This window comes from Caballeronia sp. LP006, from assembly GCF_031450995.1.
Lineage (GTDB): Bacteria > Pseudomonadota > Gammaproteobacteria > Burkholderiales > Burkholderiaceae > Caballeronia.
This window is the reverse complement of the sequence record NZ_JARTVW010000002.1, coordinates 725,653-741,929: the sequence shown is the minus strand read 5'-3', so window position 1 is coordinate 741,929 and position 16,277 is coordinate 725,653. Positions and strand designations below refer to the sequence as shown.

General features: G+C 61.6%; 13 protein-coding genes. 9 read left to right on the top strand and 4 right to left on the bottom strand.

The features are described from left to right. Positions 1–5: 5 nt before the first annotated feature. Positions 6–4,988, bottom strand: coding sequence for an AAA family ATPase (locus tag P9250_RS04060; protein WP_310391233.1), 4,983 nt, complete (start codon positions 4,986–4,988; stop codon positions 6–8). Between the two features lie 15 nt (positions 4,989–5,003). Beyond that, positions 5,004–5,684, bottom strand: coding sequence for a response regulator transcription factor (locus tag P9250_RS04055; protein WP_244831202.1), 681 nt, complete (start codon positions 5,682–5,684; stop codon positions 5,004–5,006). Positions 5,685–5,949: 265 nt separating this feature from the next. Here P9250_RS04055 and P9250_RS04050 point away from each other — a divergent pair, with 265 nt between their 5' ends. Together P9250_RS04050 and P9250_RS04045 are read left to right on the top strand one after the other, a co-directional pair. Then, complete coding sequence (locus P9250_RS04050) at positions 5,950–7,422, top strand: winged helix-turn-helix domain-containing protein (protein ID WP_310391231.1); 1,473 nt, start codon at positions 5,950–5,952, stop codon at positions 7,420–7,422. 73 nt (positions 7,423–7,495) lie between these two features. Beyond that, positions 7,496–8,410 carry a LysR family transcriptional regulator gene (locus P9250_RS04045; RefSeq protein WP_310391229.1) on the top strand — a complete coding sequence of 305 codons (915 nt, stop codon included), beginning with the start codon at positions 7,496–7,498 and terminating at the stop codon, positions 8,408–8,410. Between the two features lie 6 nt (positions 8,411–8,416). Here P9250_RS04045 and P9250_RS04040 read toward each other — a convergent pair whose 3' ends face one another. Further along, positions 8,417–9,202 carry an alpha/beta hydrolase gene (locus P9250_RS04040; RefSeq protein ID WP_310391227.1) on the bottom strand — a complete coding sequence of 262 codons (786 nt, stop codon included), beginning with the start codon at positions 9,200–9,202 and terminating at the stop codon, positions 8,417–8,419. 238 nt (positions 9,203–9,440) lie between these two features. Between P9250_RS04040 and P9250_RS04035 the strand changes: the two genes are divergently transcribed. The 5 genes from P9250_RS04035 (at position 9,441) to P9250_RS04015 (ending at position 14,546) form a co-directional block, all read left to right on the top strand. Then, positions 9,441–9,917 (top strand): nuclear transport factor 2 family protein, encoded by a 477-nt coding sequence (locus P9250_RS04035; protein WP_310391225.1) that lies wholly within the window; start codon positions 9,441–9,443, stop codon positions 9,915–9,917. A 101-nt stretch (positions 9,918–10,018) separates the two neighbouring features. Next, the gene (locus P9250_RS04030) at positions 10,019–10,150 is read left to right on the top strand and encodes a hypothetical protein (RefSeq protein ID WP_255784980.1); all 132 of its coding nucleotides are present in this window, start codon (positions 10,019–10,021) and stop codon (positions 10,148–10,150) included. Between the two features lie 8 nt (positions 10,151–10,158). Further along, positions 10,159–11,718: an FAD-binding protein gene (locus P9250_RS04025; RefSeq protein ID WP_409014791.1), complete on the top strand. Its 1,560-nt coding sequence runs from the start codon at positions 10,159–10,161 to the stop codon at positions 11,716–11,718. Beyond that, positions 11,715–12,113 (top strand): hypothetical protein, encoded by a 399-nt coding sequence (locus tag P9250_RS04020; protein WP_250511689.1) that lies wholly within the window; start codon positions 11,715–11,717, stop codon positions 12,111–12,113. Before P9250_RS04025 ends, P9250_RS04020 begins: the two co-directional genes overlap by 4 nt. A 225-nt stretch (positions 12,114–12,338) precedes the next feature. Continuing rightward, positions 12,339–14,546, top strand: coding sequence for a TonB-dependent siderophore receptor (locus tag P9250_RS04015; protein ID WP_250467881.1), 2,208 nt, complete (start codon positions 12,339–12,341; stop codon positions 14,544–14,546). 44 nt (positions 14,547–14,590) lie between these two features. On the opposite strand, the gene P9250_RS04010 is transcribed toward P9250_RS04015, so the two are convergent. Further along, complete coding sequence (locus P9250_RS04010) at positions 14,591–15,205, bottom strand: septal ring lytic transglycosylase RlpA family protein (RefSeq protein WP_310391220.1); 615 nt, start codon at positions 15,203–15,205, stop codon at positions 14,591–14,593. A 43-nt stretch (positions 15,206–15,248) separates the two neighbouring features. Between P9250_RS04010 and P9250_RS04005 the strand changes: the two genes are divergently transcribed. Together P9250_RS04005 and P9250_RS04000 are read left to right on the top strand one after the other, a co-directional pair. Then, positions 15,249–15,380, top strand: a complete 132-nt coding sequence (locus P9250_RS04005; protein WP_310391218.1) for a hypothetical protein — start codon at positions 15,249–15,251, stop codon at positions 15,378–15,380. Between the two features lie 58 nt (positions 15,381–15,438). After that, positions 15,439–16,227, top strand: coding sequence for an SDR family NAD(P)-dependent oxidoreductase (locus tag P9250_RS04000; protein WP_250467879.1), 789 nt, complete (start codon positions 15,439–15,441; stop codon positions 16,225–16,227). The last annotated feature ends 50 nt before the right edge of the window (positions 16,228–16,277 follow it).

Sequence of the window (16,277 nt, the reverse complement as noted above, 5' to 3'; positions counted from 1 at the left end):
TGAGGTCAGCTTGCTTCGGCTTCGAAGGCTATGGTGAAGACCGTGCCGCCTGCGCGGTTCACATCGACATTGCCGTGCAATTGATTCGCGAGATCATGCACGAGTTGCAGCCCGAGCGTGTCGGCCTGATCGAGCGAAAACGCGGGCGACAGTCCCACGCCATCGTCGGCGATCACGAGGCGGCAACGGTCCTTGTCCGTGATACGAAGCTCTATACGCAACAGTCCGCCGCGTCCCTCCGGAAACGCATGTTTGAGCGCATTGGACACGAGCTCGTTGATGATGAGCCCGCACGACACCGCGCGATTCATGTCGAGCTGGATATCGTCGACGACCACGTCCATGTCCACGCCGAGACGCCGCATGTCGTAAGCCTGCGCGAGATGCTTGCACAGGTTCCTCACGTGCGGCGCCATCATGATGCGAGCGAAATTGCCAGCACGATAAAGGTTTTCGTGCACCATCGCCATCGATCGCACACGGTTGCGGCTTTCGGCGAAGAGTTCGGCTACCGCCTTGTCTTCTACACGCGAAGCCTGCAGATTGAGCAGGCTGCTGATGAGTTGCAGATTGTTCTTCACGCGATGATGCACTTCGTGAAGCAACGCTTCCTTCTCTTCGAGCATGGCCTCCTTCTGTTCGAGCGATGCGTTCTCGAGCGAAATAGCCGCCTGCGACGCAAGCAGTGTCAGCACCGTGATACGCGCTGCCGTGAACACGCCGGGCGCGAGATCGTTCTCGAGATACAGCACGCCCTTGAGCTTGGCCTGCTTGATGATGGGCACGACGAGCACCGAGCGCGCGCCGCTCGAACGCAGATACTCGTCGGCGGAGAATTCATTGGGCAACGTGGCGTCGTCGATATGCACGCGCTCCCGCATGCGCATGGCGAAGTGCACGATGGATACCGGCAATTCACGCGGCGTCATCGGAGCGCTTTCCATGCGGACCTGCACACCGTCCCTGCCGGATACAGCCTGCGCCTCGATCCAAAGTTTCTCTTCGCGCGGCAAGACGAGCACCGCGCGACGCGCGCCCGCATGTTCGAGCACGATGGTCATGAGCGTGCGCAAGAGCCGTTCGAGCACGATCTCGCCTGAGATTGCTTGCGACGCCTGCACGACGGTTTCCACATCGAAGCGTTCCGCCACGACTTTCCTTGCCGTCAGGCTTTCCTCAGGGCTTTCGACGAGTTCCGGATAAAGCCGCTCCAGCGCGTGAACCTTCGCCATCGCGCCCCAGCGCAGATACGCGCGCCGTGCATGGCCCAGATAGACATGAGCGATAGTCGTGAATTCGCGTTCGATGTAAAAGCGCGCGGCCGTTTCATGGGCCAGCGCTTCGATCTGCACAAAGCGATGTTCGCGTGCGAGCGCGATAGCGTCTTCGTAATGACGCATCGCGTCGAACGGCCGGTTCTCGATGCGCGCGACTTCGCCTTCCACGAGCGCCGCCCGGCAGCCGAAATTCGCCGGACCGTGATAGGCCCAGACCTGCAACTTGCCGTGATACTCCGCAAGTGTTGACGACACATCGTGTTTGCGCGGATCGTGCATGCGTGCAAGCACCAGCGCCGCATGAAAATAGTATTCGGCCATTTCGAAGTGGCCGGCGGAGGTCCACAAGAGCGGCCTGGCTTTATCGCCTGCGGCGGCGGCGCCCGCTATGTCATCGGCGAAATGGAGCCATTGCTGCTTGCGAATCCAGTACCAGCATGCGGCAATCGCGAGACTGGCATCGGCTTCGAGGCGCCGCTCGAACTCGGCTTCGTCGAATCCCGCGAGAAGCACGCTGTCGCCACGCAAGTGACCGATCAGCCGCAACTGCGAAGTAATGATATCGACGATAAGCCCGAACTTCGCGCTCTTCACGACCGACAGCCGCTCTTGTGCCTCGCGCTCCACGTCTGCAAGCGGTTCGCCCGCAGCCAGCAGACTCGTGATCAACGTGCAACTGCTGAAGCCCGTATAGGTCAGATCGCCGCTCTCCGTCGCGGCATCGAACGCGCGGCGCAACAAGGGCAGATTCGTGCGAATGTGCCGCGTCCACGGCGTGACGTGATAGGCGAAGCACATGTAGACGCGCGCCTTGAAGCGGTCTAGCGCGCGTTCGTCGACGAGCGCAAGTCCCAGGCGCCCAAAGCCGAACCCAGCCTGATAGTCGCCGAAGATAGGACCCGTCACCATGCCGAGATAGGCATAGCCGAGCGACGATGCATCGCTGTTGCCGTGCGCCACGCTCAGATTCGCCATGCGGCACAGCACCAGGCAGACGAGGTCTTCGTCGCTGAAGAACGCGGGCGGCAGCACGGCCGTGAGCACATCGAGCGTGGCGGCGAGATCGGACGCTTCGAGCAAGGGCAGGTCGATCAGGCGTTCGATCGGCTTCGAGCCGATCTGCCGAAGCAGCGCGTCGTATTCGAGGCGCGCGGCGGCTCGTCCCGGATGCGGCTCCCACTCGATACCGACGTGCCGCAAATACTCCAGACACGTTTGCACGGCAAGCTGCATCTGATCGAGCGCGGTGTAGAGCGTGACGCGCAGGAACGTGACAATGGCGCGATCCGGCAGCGTGCTTGCCCGCTCGGCGAGTTCGGTCAATCGCTTGCACGCGGCTTGGGTATCGCCTGTCAGGAACTCGCACTCGGCGCGGTTGCTTTCCAGCGCGAACTTGCGCGCATAGTCGTCGTGCCATCGAGCGGTATCGAGAAGATCGCTTCCCGTCGAGAAGTACGTCAAGGCGGAACCGAACGCCGACGAAGCCTTCGCGCGCTTGCCCGCCTGCAAATTGAGCTCGACGATTCGCTCGCGCTCCGCCGCGTTATCGACCAATGCGATCGCGCGATCGTACTGATTGACGATCTCGAAGATGTCGGCCTCGGCGTCATGCGCTTTGGTCGCATCGAACATTCGCGCGATTCGCAAGTGCGCGAGCGCGCGCTCGCCCGGCGGAATCATTGCGTAGGCTGCTTCCTGCACGCGGTCGTGCACGAATGCATAACCGTTCTCGCGCCTATACACGAGACCTGCTTCGACCGCATTGCCGAGCGCGGCGTCGATGTCGCCTACGGCATCGGCACACACTTGCGCGAGCGTCGCATCCGTTGCCGCGTTGCCGAGACACGCGAACCACCTCAGCATGTCTTGCGTCGCTTGCGGCGCGCGCGTAATGCGCTCCACCATCAGATCGACGACGCTTTCCGCAAAACGCGCCGCACGAATGCGGTCGATGTCCCAGCGCCAGACGCGTGTATCGCGGTCGAAATGCAACAGCCGTTCCTCTTCGAGAATGCGCAGGAACTGCACCACGAAAAAGGGATTACCACCGGTCTTGTCGAATAGCAGGCTGGCGAGCGGTTCTGCTTCAGCGGCGTCGGCATGCAGCGTGTCGGTCAGCAGATTCGATACATCGCCGGGCGCAAGAGGCGCCAACAGAATGAGATGCAGCGGCGTGCTGGTCTCGCGCACCGTCGCGAGCACGCGTGAGAGCGTGTGCGTGGGCCCCACTTCGTTGTCCCGATACGCGCCGATGAAGAGCACGTGACGCGTATCCGCGGACGCCGCCATATATTCGATCCAACTGCTCGTGCCGGAATCGAGCCATTGGAGATCGTCGAGAAAGAGCACGAGCGTCTCGCCTGGACCACAGAACGTGCCGATGAAACGCGCGAGCACCGCTTGCAGACGCACATGCGCCTCGCGTGGCCCGAGCGCCGGCACAGCGGGTTGCGGACCGATCACACGTTCCAGTTCCGGCACGAGATCGACGATGAGTTGCGCATGCGCGCCAAGCGCATCGGCAAGACGCGCCTGCCATGACGGCAGGTCGAAGGCTTTATCGTCGAGCAGTTGGCGGATCAATTGCTGAAAAGATTGCGCGAGGGTGGCGTAGGGAATGTCGCGCTTGTATTGATCGAACTTGCCTGATGCGAAGCGCCCGTTACCGGCCACGAGCCTCTTTTGCAGGTCGCCAACGAGCGCCGATTTGCCGATACCCGAGTAGCCCGACACCAGCACGAATTCCGAGCGACCTTGCTGCGCCACGCGCTGAAATGCGTTCGCGAGCGCCGCGCTTTCGACTTCGCGTCCGTAAAGGCGTTCGGGAATGAGCAAATGTTCGGGCGCGTCGTGCTCGCCCGGCGTGAACGCTTCGATACGCTCGCTGCGTTGCCATGAATCGAGACAGCGCCGCAAATCGTGTTCGAGCCCGAGCGCGGTCTGATAGCGTTCCTCGGCGGCTTTCGCGAGGAGCCGCGCGACGATGGCGGCCAACTGTCGCGGCACGTGAGGCGCTTGCTCGGCAAGCGGAATCGGCTGACGCGCGATATGACAATGCAGCCATTCGGCGGGCGACGCGGCGCGATACGGCAGCTTGCCCGCGAGCATCTCGTAGAAAACGACGCCGAGCGAATACAAGTCACAGCGCGAATCCACACCGCGATTCGTGAGCCCCGTTTGCTCGGGCGAAAGGTAAGCGAGCGCGTCCAGGGTCACGGGCGCGAGTTCCGTTGCGGGACGTTCGCGCGTTGCTCTCGATGCGCGTCCGAAACCCGTGAGCGCCACTTCGCCGCTCGCTACATCGACGAGTATGTTGGCCGGTCGCAAGTCCTTGTGCATGACGCCACGCGCATGCAGCACCTTGAGCGCCGCTGCAAGATTCACCGCGATGCGCAAGCTCTCATGCACGCCGAGTGTTCCCGCAGATATCGATGCAAGCGAAACACCGCCGCGATCTTCGAGCAGAAGCGTGGCCGCGCCACGCAACTCCACCAGCGCATGCGGCCGCGTGAGAACCGGGCTGTCGAGTAGCGCGCGCAGTTCGAACGCACGCGTGAGCCGCGCCTGACTCTCCACGACTTGCGCCACGTGCGCCACAGGCAGCGCAACGGCAAGCCAGGTCTGCGCGTCTTCGCGACGCCACAGCCGCGACAGGACGAACTCGCCGTCATCGCACAGGGTTCGCCGCTCGAAGTTCCGCAGTTCCAGCATGCTCGCGCCCTCCCGCTACGCTTCTGCGGTCAGCATATAGCCGGCATTGCGGACGGTCAGGAGCAGCGACTTGTCGAAGCCGGTATCGATCTTCTGACGCAGCTTGCTCACGTGCACGTCGATCACGTTGGTCTGCGGATCGAAGTGATATTCCCAGATGTTCTCCAGCAGCATGGTGCGCGTCACGACTTGTTCCGCGTGGCGCATGAGATATTCGAGCAGCTTGAATTCGCGCGGCTTGAGCACGATAGCCTTGCCCGCGCGCACGACCTTGCGCGAAAGCAGGTCGATGCTCAGATCGCCTACCTTCAACGCCGTGTCCACGAGGTTTTCTTGCGAGCGTCGCGTCAATGCGTCGAGCCTCGCCGCGACTTCGCCCAGCGCAAAGGGCTTGACGACGTAATCGTCACCGCCGGCCTTGAGGCCGCGAATGCGTTCATCCACTTCGCCAAGCGCGCTCAGAATGAGGATAGGCACCTTGTTGCCGGTCGCGCGCAACGCCGAGATGATGCCGAGGCCGTCGATACCGCCCGGCAGCATGCGGTCCAAGATGATCGAATCGTAGGTCTCGCCGGCCGCGAGAAACATGCCGTCGCGGCCATTGTCCGCGCAATCGATGACATGGCCCATTTCGGCCAAACCCTTGCGCAAGAATCCGGCGACTTGCTCGTTGTCTTCGATGACCAGGATTTTCATTTTATGGCTCGTAACAGGCTCGAAGCGCACTCTGATTTTCGAGTACAGGGCTTCCCGCCGTGCATTATGCGCCCGCATGGTCCGCGCATAAATCCGGTCATTATTAAATTAAGTTAACGTGCGCGCGGAAAATGGCAAGGTATTCCCGAATTACTAATGAAGGCGCGGAGTTAACTAAGCTTAATGATTTTCTCATCGGGCGCAAAGGCTGGGAAGCATAGGATCGGTTATGTGATCGGACATCCATCGCAAACGGAACGACACCATGAACGCCATTGCCGAGTTGCCCTTACCCGGATCGCACAGCGGCATTATCGATCTGGGCGGCATACGGATCGACCTCGAAGCACGTACCTTGCACCGTCAAGGCGAGATCATGTCCGTGGGCTCGCGCGCATTCGATATTCTCGTCGTGCTGGCTAAAGCGGAAGGGCGCCTCGTCACCAAGGACGAATTGATGAGCGCAGTCTGGCCGCGCACCGTCGTCGAAGAAAACAATATCCAGGTTCACTTATCCAGCCTGCGTAAAAACCTGGGCAGTGATCGCGACATTATCGTGACCGTGCCGGGCCGTGGGTACAGACTGACAAGGCGAACTGTCAGACCTTCGTGTCCGCATGCCGAGGCGCGTTTCGCTCGACCGGAACTCATCGGACGAGAAGACGCGCTTGCCCGTATTTCCACGATGCTCGCCGCGACGCAAGTGCTCACGCTCGTGGGCGCAGGCGGCATCGGCAAATCGGCGCTCGCGCTCGAAGCGGCGCGTCAATGGACAGCGGCGCGCGCAGAGCCGATCTTCTTCGCCGATCTCGCGCGACTCGACCACCCGCGCTCGGTGCAAGAAGCCATCGCGCGCGCATGCGGTTTGCCGGAACACGAGCCGCTCGACTTCTCGTCGCTGCCCGAGCGTGGACTCGTGTTCATCGACAATGCCGAGCATGTGATCGCGCATGCCGCGCAAATAGTCGATGCGCTCGCCGCCGCCAATGACGGCATCCGCGTTCTGGTAACGAGCCGCGAGCCATTGCGCATCATGTCCGAGACGCTCTATCGTGTCGATCCGCTCGACGTGCCGCGCGCCGGATCGACCGATGCGCAAGCGCTCGAACATGCTTCCGTGCGGCTCTTTCTCCGCCGTGGCCGCGCCGTGCAGCGCAATCTCGGCGACGACAGCGCGCAGATCGGCCGCATAGGGACGATATGCCGGCGGCTCGACGGCAATCCGCTTGCCATAGAACTGGCGACCGCGCGTCTTGCCGCGCTCGGCCTCGAAGATATTCATCGGCGGCTGGACGACCGTATGTCCATGCTCGCTGGTGGATACCGCACCGCGCTGCCGCGTCATCAGACGTTGCGTGCGAATTTCGACTGGAGCTACGGGCCGCTCGCCGCGCAGGAAAAGACCTTGCTGCGCAGGATGGCCGTTTTCGAAGACTCGTTTTCGTTCGAAGCCCTGTGCGCTGTCGCATGCGATGACGGACTCGCGCTCGCAACCGTGATCGACGCCGCTAGCGAACTCGCCGCGAAATCGCTGTTGATCGTCGAATATGACGGCCCCGTCGTGCGCTACCGGTTATCGGAATCGATGCGTGCGTATGCGCTGGAAAGGCTCGCGGCGGAGGACGACAGCACGGCAATCGCCGGGCGTCTCGCGCGTTATCTGGAACATTGCGCCGACTTCTCCGGTGCCGACGAAGCGAATGAGCCCGACACCCCGCGAGGTCTCGTTGTCGAGTAAGGTTAGACGTTAAGCGAAGCGTGAGAAGATCACGCGGCACCAGGTCAATCCCGCCACGAAAGCCGAGGAACGCATGGACCGCCTGACCGGCATCGAAGTATTCGTCGCGACCGTCGATGGCGGCAGTTTCGCGGCTGCCGCGCGACGTTTCGGGTTATCGCCCGCGATGGCCGGCAAGTACGTGAGCGCAATCGAAGCCGAACTGAACGCGCGGCTTCTGCATCGCACGACGCGCAAGCTGAGTCTGACCGAGGTCGGCCAACACTATTACGAGCGATGCAAACGCATCCTCGAAGCCTACGAAGAGGCCAATCGCGAGGCGAGCGACGCACAGGACACGCCGCGTGGCGTGTTGCGAATCGCGGCGCCCGTCACGTTCGGAGCGATGCATCTCGGCGACGTCCTCGCTGCATATCTTGAGCAGCATCCGCATGTCACGATAGAAGTGTCGTTGAACGACCGCTATGTCGATCTGCTCGAAGCCGGCGTGGACGTGGCGATACGTATCGGTCGCCTCAACGACTCCGGCCTCGTCGCGCGCAGGCTCGCGCCGTGTCGAATGGTCATCTGCGCATCGCCAGGCTATGTCGAACGACACGGCACGCCGCGCAACCCCGACGACTTGCGGCAAGCGCCGCGACTCGCGTTCAGCGAAGCGGTGTCGGTGGGAGACTGGACGCTCGCCGATACGAAAGGCCGCGCACATGTCATCGACGGGCCATGCCGCATGGCCGCGAACAACACGCAGATGCTGTTGGCTGCGGCGCTTGCGGGCGCGGGTATCGCGTATGGGCCGACCTTCGTGTTCGGCGAACACATCGCGCGGGGGAATCTTGTCGCGCTGTTGCCGGACTATCGGACGCCGGAGTTGGCGATTCAGGCGGTTTATCCGAGCGCACGACATATGCCGCTGAAAGTGCGGCTTCTGCTCGATAGTCTGGTCGCCGCGTTCGGCGACGAGCCGCCTTGGGACCGCTCGTCACGCTGATTCCGTTCAACGCGCTTGCAGTTCGTCGATGAACTTTTCGATAAGCGCAGCGACGGCTGCTGGCGCTTCAAGTGGCGATAAGTGCCCGACGCCGGGCAAGACATGAAGGCGCGCGTCCGCTATGCGAGGCAACAGTTCCTTCCGCAAGGTCTCGACGCGGTCCACCTGGTCGAGTTCGCCTGAGATCACTATGACGGGAACACTGATCGACCCGACTTCATTCGTGATGTCTTCGAGCATGGCGGCGTTCGGCCACGCCGCCTTGGCTTGCGGCGCGCCACGCAAGCTGTCGGCAATCACTTGCTCGCGCAACTCGGGCGCAAGCGGACTTGCGGTGAGCACGTTATCCATGACCCATTCGACCGATTCGCGCGAGTCGTAGGCTGCGGCCATCGCGGCTCGCTGGGCATCGGGAAGCTGCATCGGCGAGGGCGGCGAGGGCGCGATAAGCACGACGCCCTGCAATCCGCGAGGCCTGCGCGATGCGAGCAATTGCGCGACCTTGCCGCCCATCGAATGGCCGATCAGGATGTAGCGATGCAAGTGCAGTGCTTCGACGACGTCTGCTGCGTCGTTTGCAAGATCGGCTATTGCGTAGGCTTGCTCGGTCGCGCTGGATTCGCCCCATCCACGATGATCGAGCGCGATGGTGTGTCGAGCGTTCGCCAATGCGCCGACAACGCCGTCCCATGTCCGCAACGACCCGCCCCAGTAGTGGAGAAACACGAGTGCCGGCTCGCTGCTTCCTTGTTCCTTGACGTGAATCCTCGCTCCGCGTGTTTCGATGTTCATGGCGATGCTCCTTGGGTTTAGTGACGAAAGAGCATCTTAGGTGGGATCGTCTGGATTGATAATTCGCTCAACATGATCGGCACTCGATCACGCCGGGATCGAATTCGATGCCTTGGCAAAGCGCCGGACAGCGCGAATCGTGGACGTAAGGGAGGAAAGCAGAGCACCGCGGATGCCGCTCGACACCATGCATCTCACTTAGAATCACCATCTGGTCTTGTCGACTTGGAGCGTTTTCATGATCAAGAGAGTGCTGACGACCGGTGCAATGCTCGCGAGTATTGTCGTGACGACGCCTGCTCACGCCGATGCAAACGCCGACAAGGCCGCGATCGCGCAAAGGCTGCAAGCATGGTCAAAGGCTTTCAACGCGCGCGATGCCAAAGGCGTCTGCGATATCTTCGCGCCCGACCTGGTCTCGACCGTCCCGGAAGCACTCGATGGCAATCGCGACACGATCTGCAAGAAGCTCGCGGTGCTGTTTGCAAAGCCCGGACTAAGCTTGAAATACGACAGCCCAGACATTCGCGAGATCATCGTTTCCGGCGATAGCGCCATCGTGCGATTGTTCTGGACGCTCACCGCCCGCATGGGTGACAAAGAGAGCGTGACCGAAGAAGCCGGCATGGACATTTTCCAGCGGCAACCGGACGGTCAATGGTCCATCGCCCGCTTCATGTCGTTCAGCGCGACGCCTAACACCGTACTCGAATAAGCGAGAGCAGAACCAAGGGAATATTCCGCGCGCCCGGTTCGTTTAGATGGAGGATGCCGTGTTTTGCGGCCGCCTCGTAGCTATTCGACCTGGAGTGACCCATGAAACTCGTTCGTGCGTTTTCGCTATTGCTTGCCGTGCTTGCCCTATCCCTCGCTGGCTGTCAGACCGACGGCGCCGGTGCAAGCTCGTCGGGCACGTCATCGAGCAGCGGCAGCAGCGGCGGCTATTGACCCGCGCGGTGGCGAGGCCGCCTCCGCGCGACTTTAAAAGCGCGCTGACTGCGTTCATCGACATAGTTGGCCGCGCCGCCGTGCTTTCGTTCAATGAGGCGCAGCCTGCTTATCTCGATCCTTTCGCTCCCGGCGATGCCCGCATGTGGCAAGCGTCAGCGGTCGTCATGCCATCGAGCGTGGAGCAGATCCGCGCGGTCCTGCAAGTGGCGAACCGATTCAAAGTGCCGCTGTGGAGCGTATCGACGGGACGCAACTTCGCTTACGGCGGCGCGGCGCCAAGGCTTGCGGGCAGCGTCGTGCTCGATCTGCAACGCATGAACCGCATACTCGAGATCGACGAAAAGCTGGCTTATGCGCTCGTCGAACCCGGCGTGAGTTACTACGACCTGTATCGTGAATTGAAGGCGCGTGGCACGCGTTTATGGCTCGATCCGCCAGCGGCGGGCTGGGGCAGCGTCATCGGCAATACGCTCGAGCGCGGTTATGGCACGACGCCGTATGGCGACCATGCCGCGATGCAATGCGGCATGGAAGTGGTGCTTGCAAACGGCGATGTCGTGCGCACCGGCATGGGCGCCATGAACGCGAGCCGCGACTGGCAAGTGTTCAAGCCCGGTTTCGGTCCTTCTTATGACGCCATGTTCGCGCAGTCGAATCTGGGCATCGTGACCAAGCTCGGCGTGTGGCTCATGCCCGAGCCCGAGGGCTACATGATCGCGCGCTATGCCTTCAAACGCGATACCGACCTCGAACGGATCGTCGAAACGCTGCGGCCATTGAAGCTGGACGACACGATACAGAGCAGCGCTGTCATCGAAAGCGCGGTGCGCTGGGCGGCGGGCGTATCGACACGCAAGCGGTGGTACGACGGCCCCGGTGCGATGCCCGAAGCGGCCATCGACGCAATGGCGCGCGACATCGACATCGGCCGCTGGAACCTGCGCTTCTGTCTTTATGGACCGCGCGAACTGGTCAACGTGCGGCGCGACATCATCCATCGGCGCTTTGCATCGATTGCCGATGCACGCCTCTTCGACATGCCCTATCGCGACGCATCCGATGAACCGACAGGCGGCGGCGATCGCAGTCAGGTCGGCATTCCCGGACTCGATGCGTTCAACATGCTGAACTGGCGTGGCGGTTCGGGCGCGCATGTCGACTTCTCGCCGATATGCCCGCCAACCGGCGCCGATGCAACCAAGCAATACATGATGGTGCGTGACCGCGCCGCACAGTTCGGCTTCGATTACTACGGCGGCTTCACGGCGGAACGGCGACACATGCATCACATCTTCGCGGCCATTTTCGACCGCGACGACAGCGCTCGAACAAATGCTGCGGGCACGCTGGTGCGCACGCTGATCGAGGATGCGGGCCAGGCCGGCTATGGCCAATATCGCACGCATCTCGCGTATATGGACCTTGCGACTTCGCAATACGACTTCAACGACCACGCGTTGATGCGGCTCACGAACACGCTGAAAACCGCGCTCGATCCGAATGGCATTCTGTCGCCCGGCAAGCAGGGTATCTGGCCTGCCGCTCGGTCGAAGGACGCTCGATGAGACGCGCCCGCCGCGAATTCTTGACTGGCGTATCCCTGGCGGCGGCGTATGCGTGGGCCATCGGAAGCATCGGCGATACGAAGGCGGCACGCATGCGTCTCCTCGTCGTATGCGATGAACGTTGCTCGGATAGCCGCGCGTTTGCGCATCGCGCGAGCTTGAACGGTGCGCGCGTCGTTGCATGGCGAAACGATGCCGGCTTGCTATGGCACGAACGCTTGCTTCCGGATGCATCGCTCGGCGTACCCCTTGCCGGTCTGACGACATACGCGGATGCCTTCGTTCTCTCGCGTCTCGCATGGACGTGCGGCCTGCGCATGACGAAGCTTGCATGCAATGCCGAGGCGCTCGTCGCATGGCGCATGGAGCAACTGAACCAATCCTCTGTTGATTGAAACACCGTCTATCTGCCGATCGATCGACGCAAACGCTTTCGGTTGTCGACCTGCAACACCGCTCGACGCGTTTGAAAAAACGTATATGCGAATCGTTCGCATTTCACTAAAATCGCAGCACGCATGCATCCGTCCTCTCGCGACGACCGCATCGCATCTTCTCGGCACCACACGTGGCAACGCATAGCACCTCTAACAGCGGTTCTCCTTCGGATTTTCTTCGCTATGTCAGCAACTGCTCTGTCGCGCCCGCGCGTTCGCAAAGTTTATGCGGCGGTTCTTCGACTTTTTGTCTGCGCCGTGTTGCCCGCCTCTTTGAGTATCACCGCACGAGCGCAAACAGAGCCGCAGGCATCGCCGGCCAATGCAGACACCGCGCTGCCCGCCGTGAACGTGCGCGGCGTCGCCGAAACGCTTCCCGGCGATTTCGAACCCGCATACGCGGGCGGACAGGTTGCGCGCGGCGCCCAGTTCGGCGTGCTGGGCAGTCAGAAGCTCATCGATGTTCCGTTCAGCATGACGAGTTATACGGCGAAAGCGATCGAGGATTCGCAAGCGCGCACCATCGGCGATCTGCTGGCGCATGATCCCGCCGTTCGTCCCGCCTACGGCTTCGGCAACTTTTCTGAAGTATTCGTGATTCGCGGCTTCCAGCTCAATGGCGACGACATCTCGCTCAACGGCCTGTACGGCATCACGCCGCGTCAGCTCGTCTCGCCTGATGTATTGGAACGCGTCGACGTATTCAAAGGCGCCAACGCGTTCCTGAACGGCGCCTCGCCGACTGGCTCGGCAATCGGCGGCGGCATCAATCTCGAACTCAAGCGCGCCGACGATAAACCTCTCACGCGCGTCACCGTCGATGGCAGCGCGTCCGGTCAGATCGGCACGCACGTCGACGTGGGTCGGCGCTTCGGCAGCGAAGGACAATTCGGCGTTCGCGTGAATGGCTCGATAGACGGCGGCGAAACCAGCATCGACGACGAGTTCCGCCATAACCAGACCACCGCCGTTTCGCTCGACTGGCGCGGCGACAAGCTGCGTTTGTATGGCGATTTCCTTTACCAGCGCAAGAACATCGACCAGGGCCGCTCGACGGTTTCCGTCACGGGCGACGTGGTGCCCGAGCCGCTGTCCGCCACGCACAACTTCGCGCAGCCGTGGACGCATAGCACGCTGGAAGACACGGTAGGCATCGCGCGCGCGGAATACGACTTCTTGCCTGGATGGACCGCATACGCCAGTGGCGGCATCCGGCGCACACACGAGGACGGCACGTATTCGTCACCGACCTTCAACGCGCTCACGGGCACCACGAGCACGCGCGGCGACGTATTGCGCACCACCGACGCGCTGTCCGGCGAAGCCGGCGTGCGCGGCCGCTTCGTGACGGGTCCGGTCTCGCATCTCGTCTCGGCGGGTTTTGCCATCACGAGCGTCGAAGACCGCGAGGCATTCGCCTTCAGCGGGCCCTTCCCGACGACGCTCTATGGCGGCGGCGTCGTGCCGGAACCGGCGGCGACGAGCTTCGTCGCGGGCAGTTTCTCCGATCCGGGTCTCGCGGACCGCATCCTCACGCGCAGTTTCGCAGTATCCGATACGCTCGGCTTTCTCAACGACCGCGTGCTCTTCACCATCGGCGCGCGTCATCAGCAACTGCATCAGAACAACTATACGGTCGGCACGGACGCGATCTCGAACACCTATGATCAGTCGATCAACACGCCGATCTTCGGTCTCGTCGTGAAGCCGACCAACACGATCTCCCTGTTCGCGAATCGCGCCGAGTCGCTCGCGGCAGGACAGACGGCGCCGTTCGGTGCCGCCAATGTCGGGCAGACGCTCTCGCCGAACCGCACGAAGCAATACGAAGTGGGCACGAAGTACGACACGAATCGGTTTGGCGCGGAGCTCGCGCTGTTCCAGATCGAGCAGCCCACGGCGTACACGGACAGCACGAACAACATCTTCGCCACGAACGGAACGCAACGGCATCGCGGAATCGAAATGTCGGTGTATGGCGAACCGCTCAAGGGCGTGCGCGTGCTCGCGGGCGCGACGTTGCTGAACGCGAAGCAACTCGACACGAACGGCGGCGCAACCGATGGTTATCGGCCCATTGGTGTGCCGAGTTATCTCTTCAATTTGGGCGGCGAATACGATCTGCCTTGGGTGCCCGGCCTGACGTTCAACGCGGCGTGGATCCACACGAGCAATCAGTATCTGGACGCGGCCAACCATTTATCGATACCCGCGTGGGACCGCTTCGATCTCGGCGCGCGCTATACGACGACCGTGTTCAAGCACGTAACGACGCTGCGCGCCACGGTTGAAAACGTGACGAACAAATCGTACTGGTCGTCGACGACGGGCGCCTATCTGACAATGGGAAAACCGCGTACGTTGCTGATGTCGGTGACTGCGGACTTTTGATGCCGCGCGCGCGATCTTCGTTACGCCGATAATCGCGCGCCGGTTCAGTTAGAGGAAGTCACGCCTGCGCCCGGCTTCACCGTACCATCGGCCTGTGGAACTTCCACGGGTTTGACTTCGACGGGCGCGGTGCCGTTTTCCTTCAAGCCGAGCTTATCGGCGGTTTTCGGCGATACATCCACGATCCGGTCTTTCACGTAAGGACCGCGATCCCTGATCTCGACTACGTCGCTATTGCCGTTCTCCAGATTCGTCACGCGCGCTTTCGTACCGAGCGGAAGCGTCTTGCTTGCTGCCGAATTGGATTGCGGATTCATCGGCGTGCCGTCGGCCATTTTCTTCTTGTAGAAGTTTCGGCCGTAATACGAAGCCTTGCCCTTGCGTTCCTTGCCGGAGCGGTCGAGATTCACGGGTTCCGCGGCTGCCGCTTTTGCTGTCGCATTCACGTTTGCCTGGCTATGACGCGCATGCTTCTGCGCGCGCTTATGCGCGTGTGTGTGCGTTTGCGTTTGCGTTTTTTCCTGCGCCGCCGGGAATGCGGCATTGAGCCAACACGTCAGCGTGACGAAGACAAGCGCTCGAATCTTCGTTCCGCTTCGCGCTCGTTCCTTCAGATGTATCGTGCTGAGGGTGTCATTCCCCATCGTACGAAGTCGCATTCGTCTCTTCTCCTTGGGCTTTGTGCAGCCATTGACGCCTCGTATGTTTGATTTTGATTATTCGTACGACGAGCATGCGATGCTCTACGTGCTTTCCATCCATTCGCTACGCGTGCCGTGGATGCACGAATCGCTCCCGAACGACAATTTGACGCTCGATGGGACCACGCTCTAACGTAAGATCTTTGGTGCGCGATACGCGCGACCTTGATAACGACGACGGAGTCCACGCAATGAGCCATGATCTCGACAACAAAATCGCCCTCGTCACGGGAACATCGGGAATAGGTGCGTCTGTCGTCTTGCGAATGGCTGCGGGAGGCGCGCACGTCGCGGCGTTGGGCATCGATGAAACGTTGAACGCCGCCTTGCGTCGACGCGCCGAGGATGCGGGGCTGAAAGTGACCGTGCTCAAGGCGGATGTGTCGGACCCGGCGCAAGTCGAAGCGGCGATGCGCGAGACGGTCGAACTATTTGGCGGGCTCGATATCATCGTCAATTCGGCGGCCATTCATCCTTATGGCGATCTCGTCGAGACATCGCACGAGACGTTTGCGCGCTGCATGAACGTGAACGTAGGCTCGATTCATTTGACCGCGCACTTCGGCGTGCCCGAAATGCGCAAGCGCGGCGGTGGCGCGATCGTCAATATATCGAGCGTTCAGGGCTTTAGTTGTCAGGCAGGCGTTGCGGCCTACGTGGCATCTAAAGGCGCGATCCATGCAATGACGCGAGCGATGGCAATCGACTTCGCACCCGACAAGATTCGCGTCACGTCGGTGAGTCCCGCATCGGTACGCACGCCGATTCTCGAACTCGCCGCGCGAACCTTCGACGGACCGGACGCGAACGTCGAGGAAGCCTTCGCGCGATTCGGCGCAGCGCATCCGCTCGGGCGGATCGGCGAACCCGAAGAAGTGGCCGAACTGGTCGCGTTCCTCGTGTCGGATCGCGCGCTTTTCATCAGCGGCTCGGATCACAAGATCGATGGCGCGTTGCTCGCGGGGCTTGGAGTTCGGTAGATGAATGGCACGTTCGCGGCTTTATGGAATCGCTGTAACAAGCGGTGGAG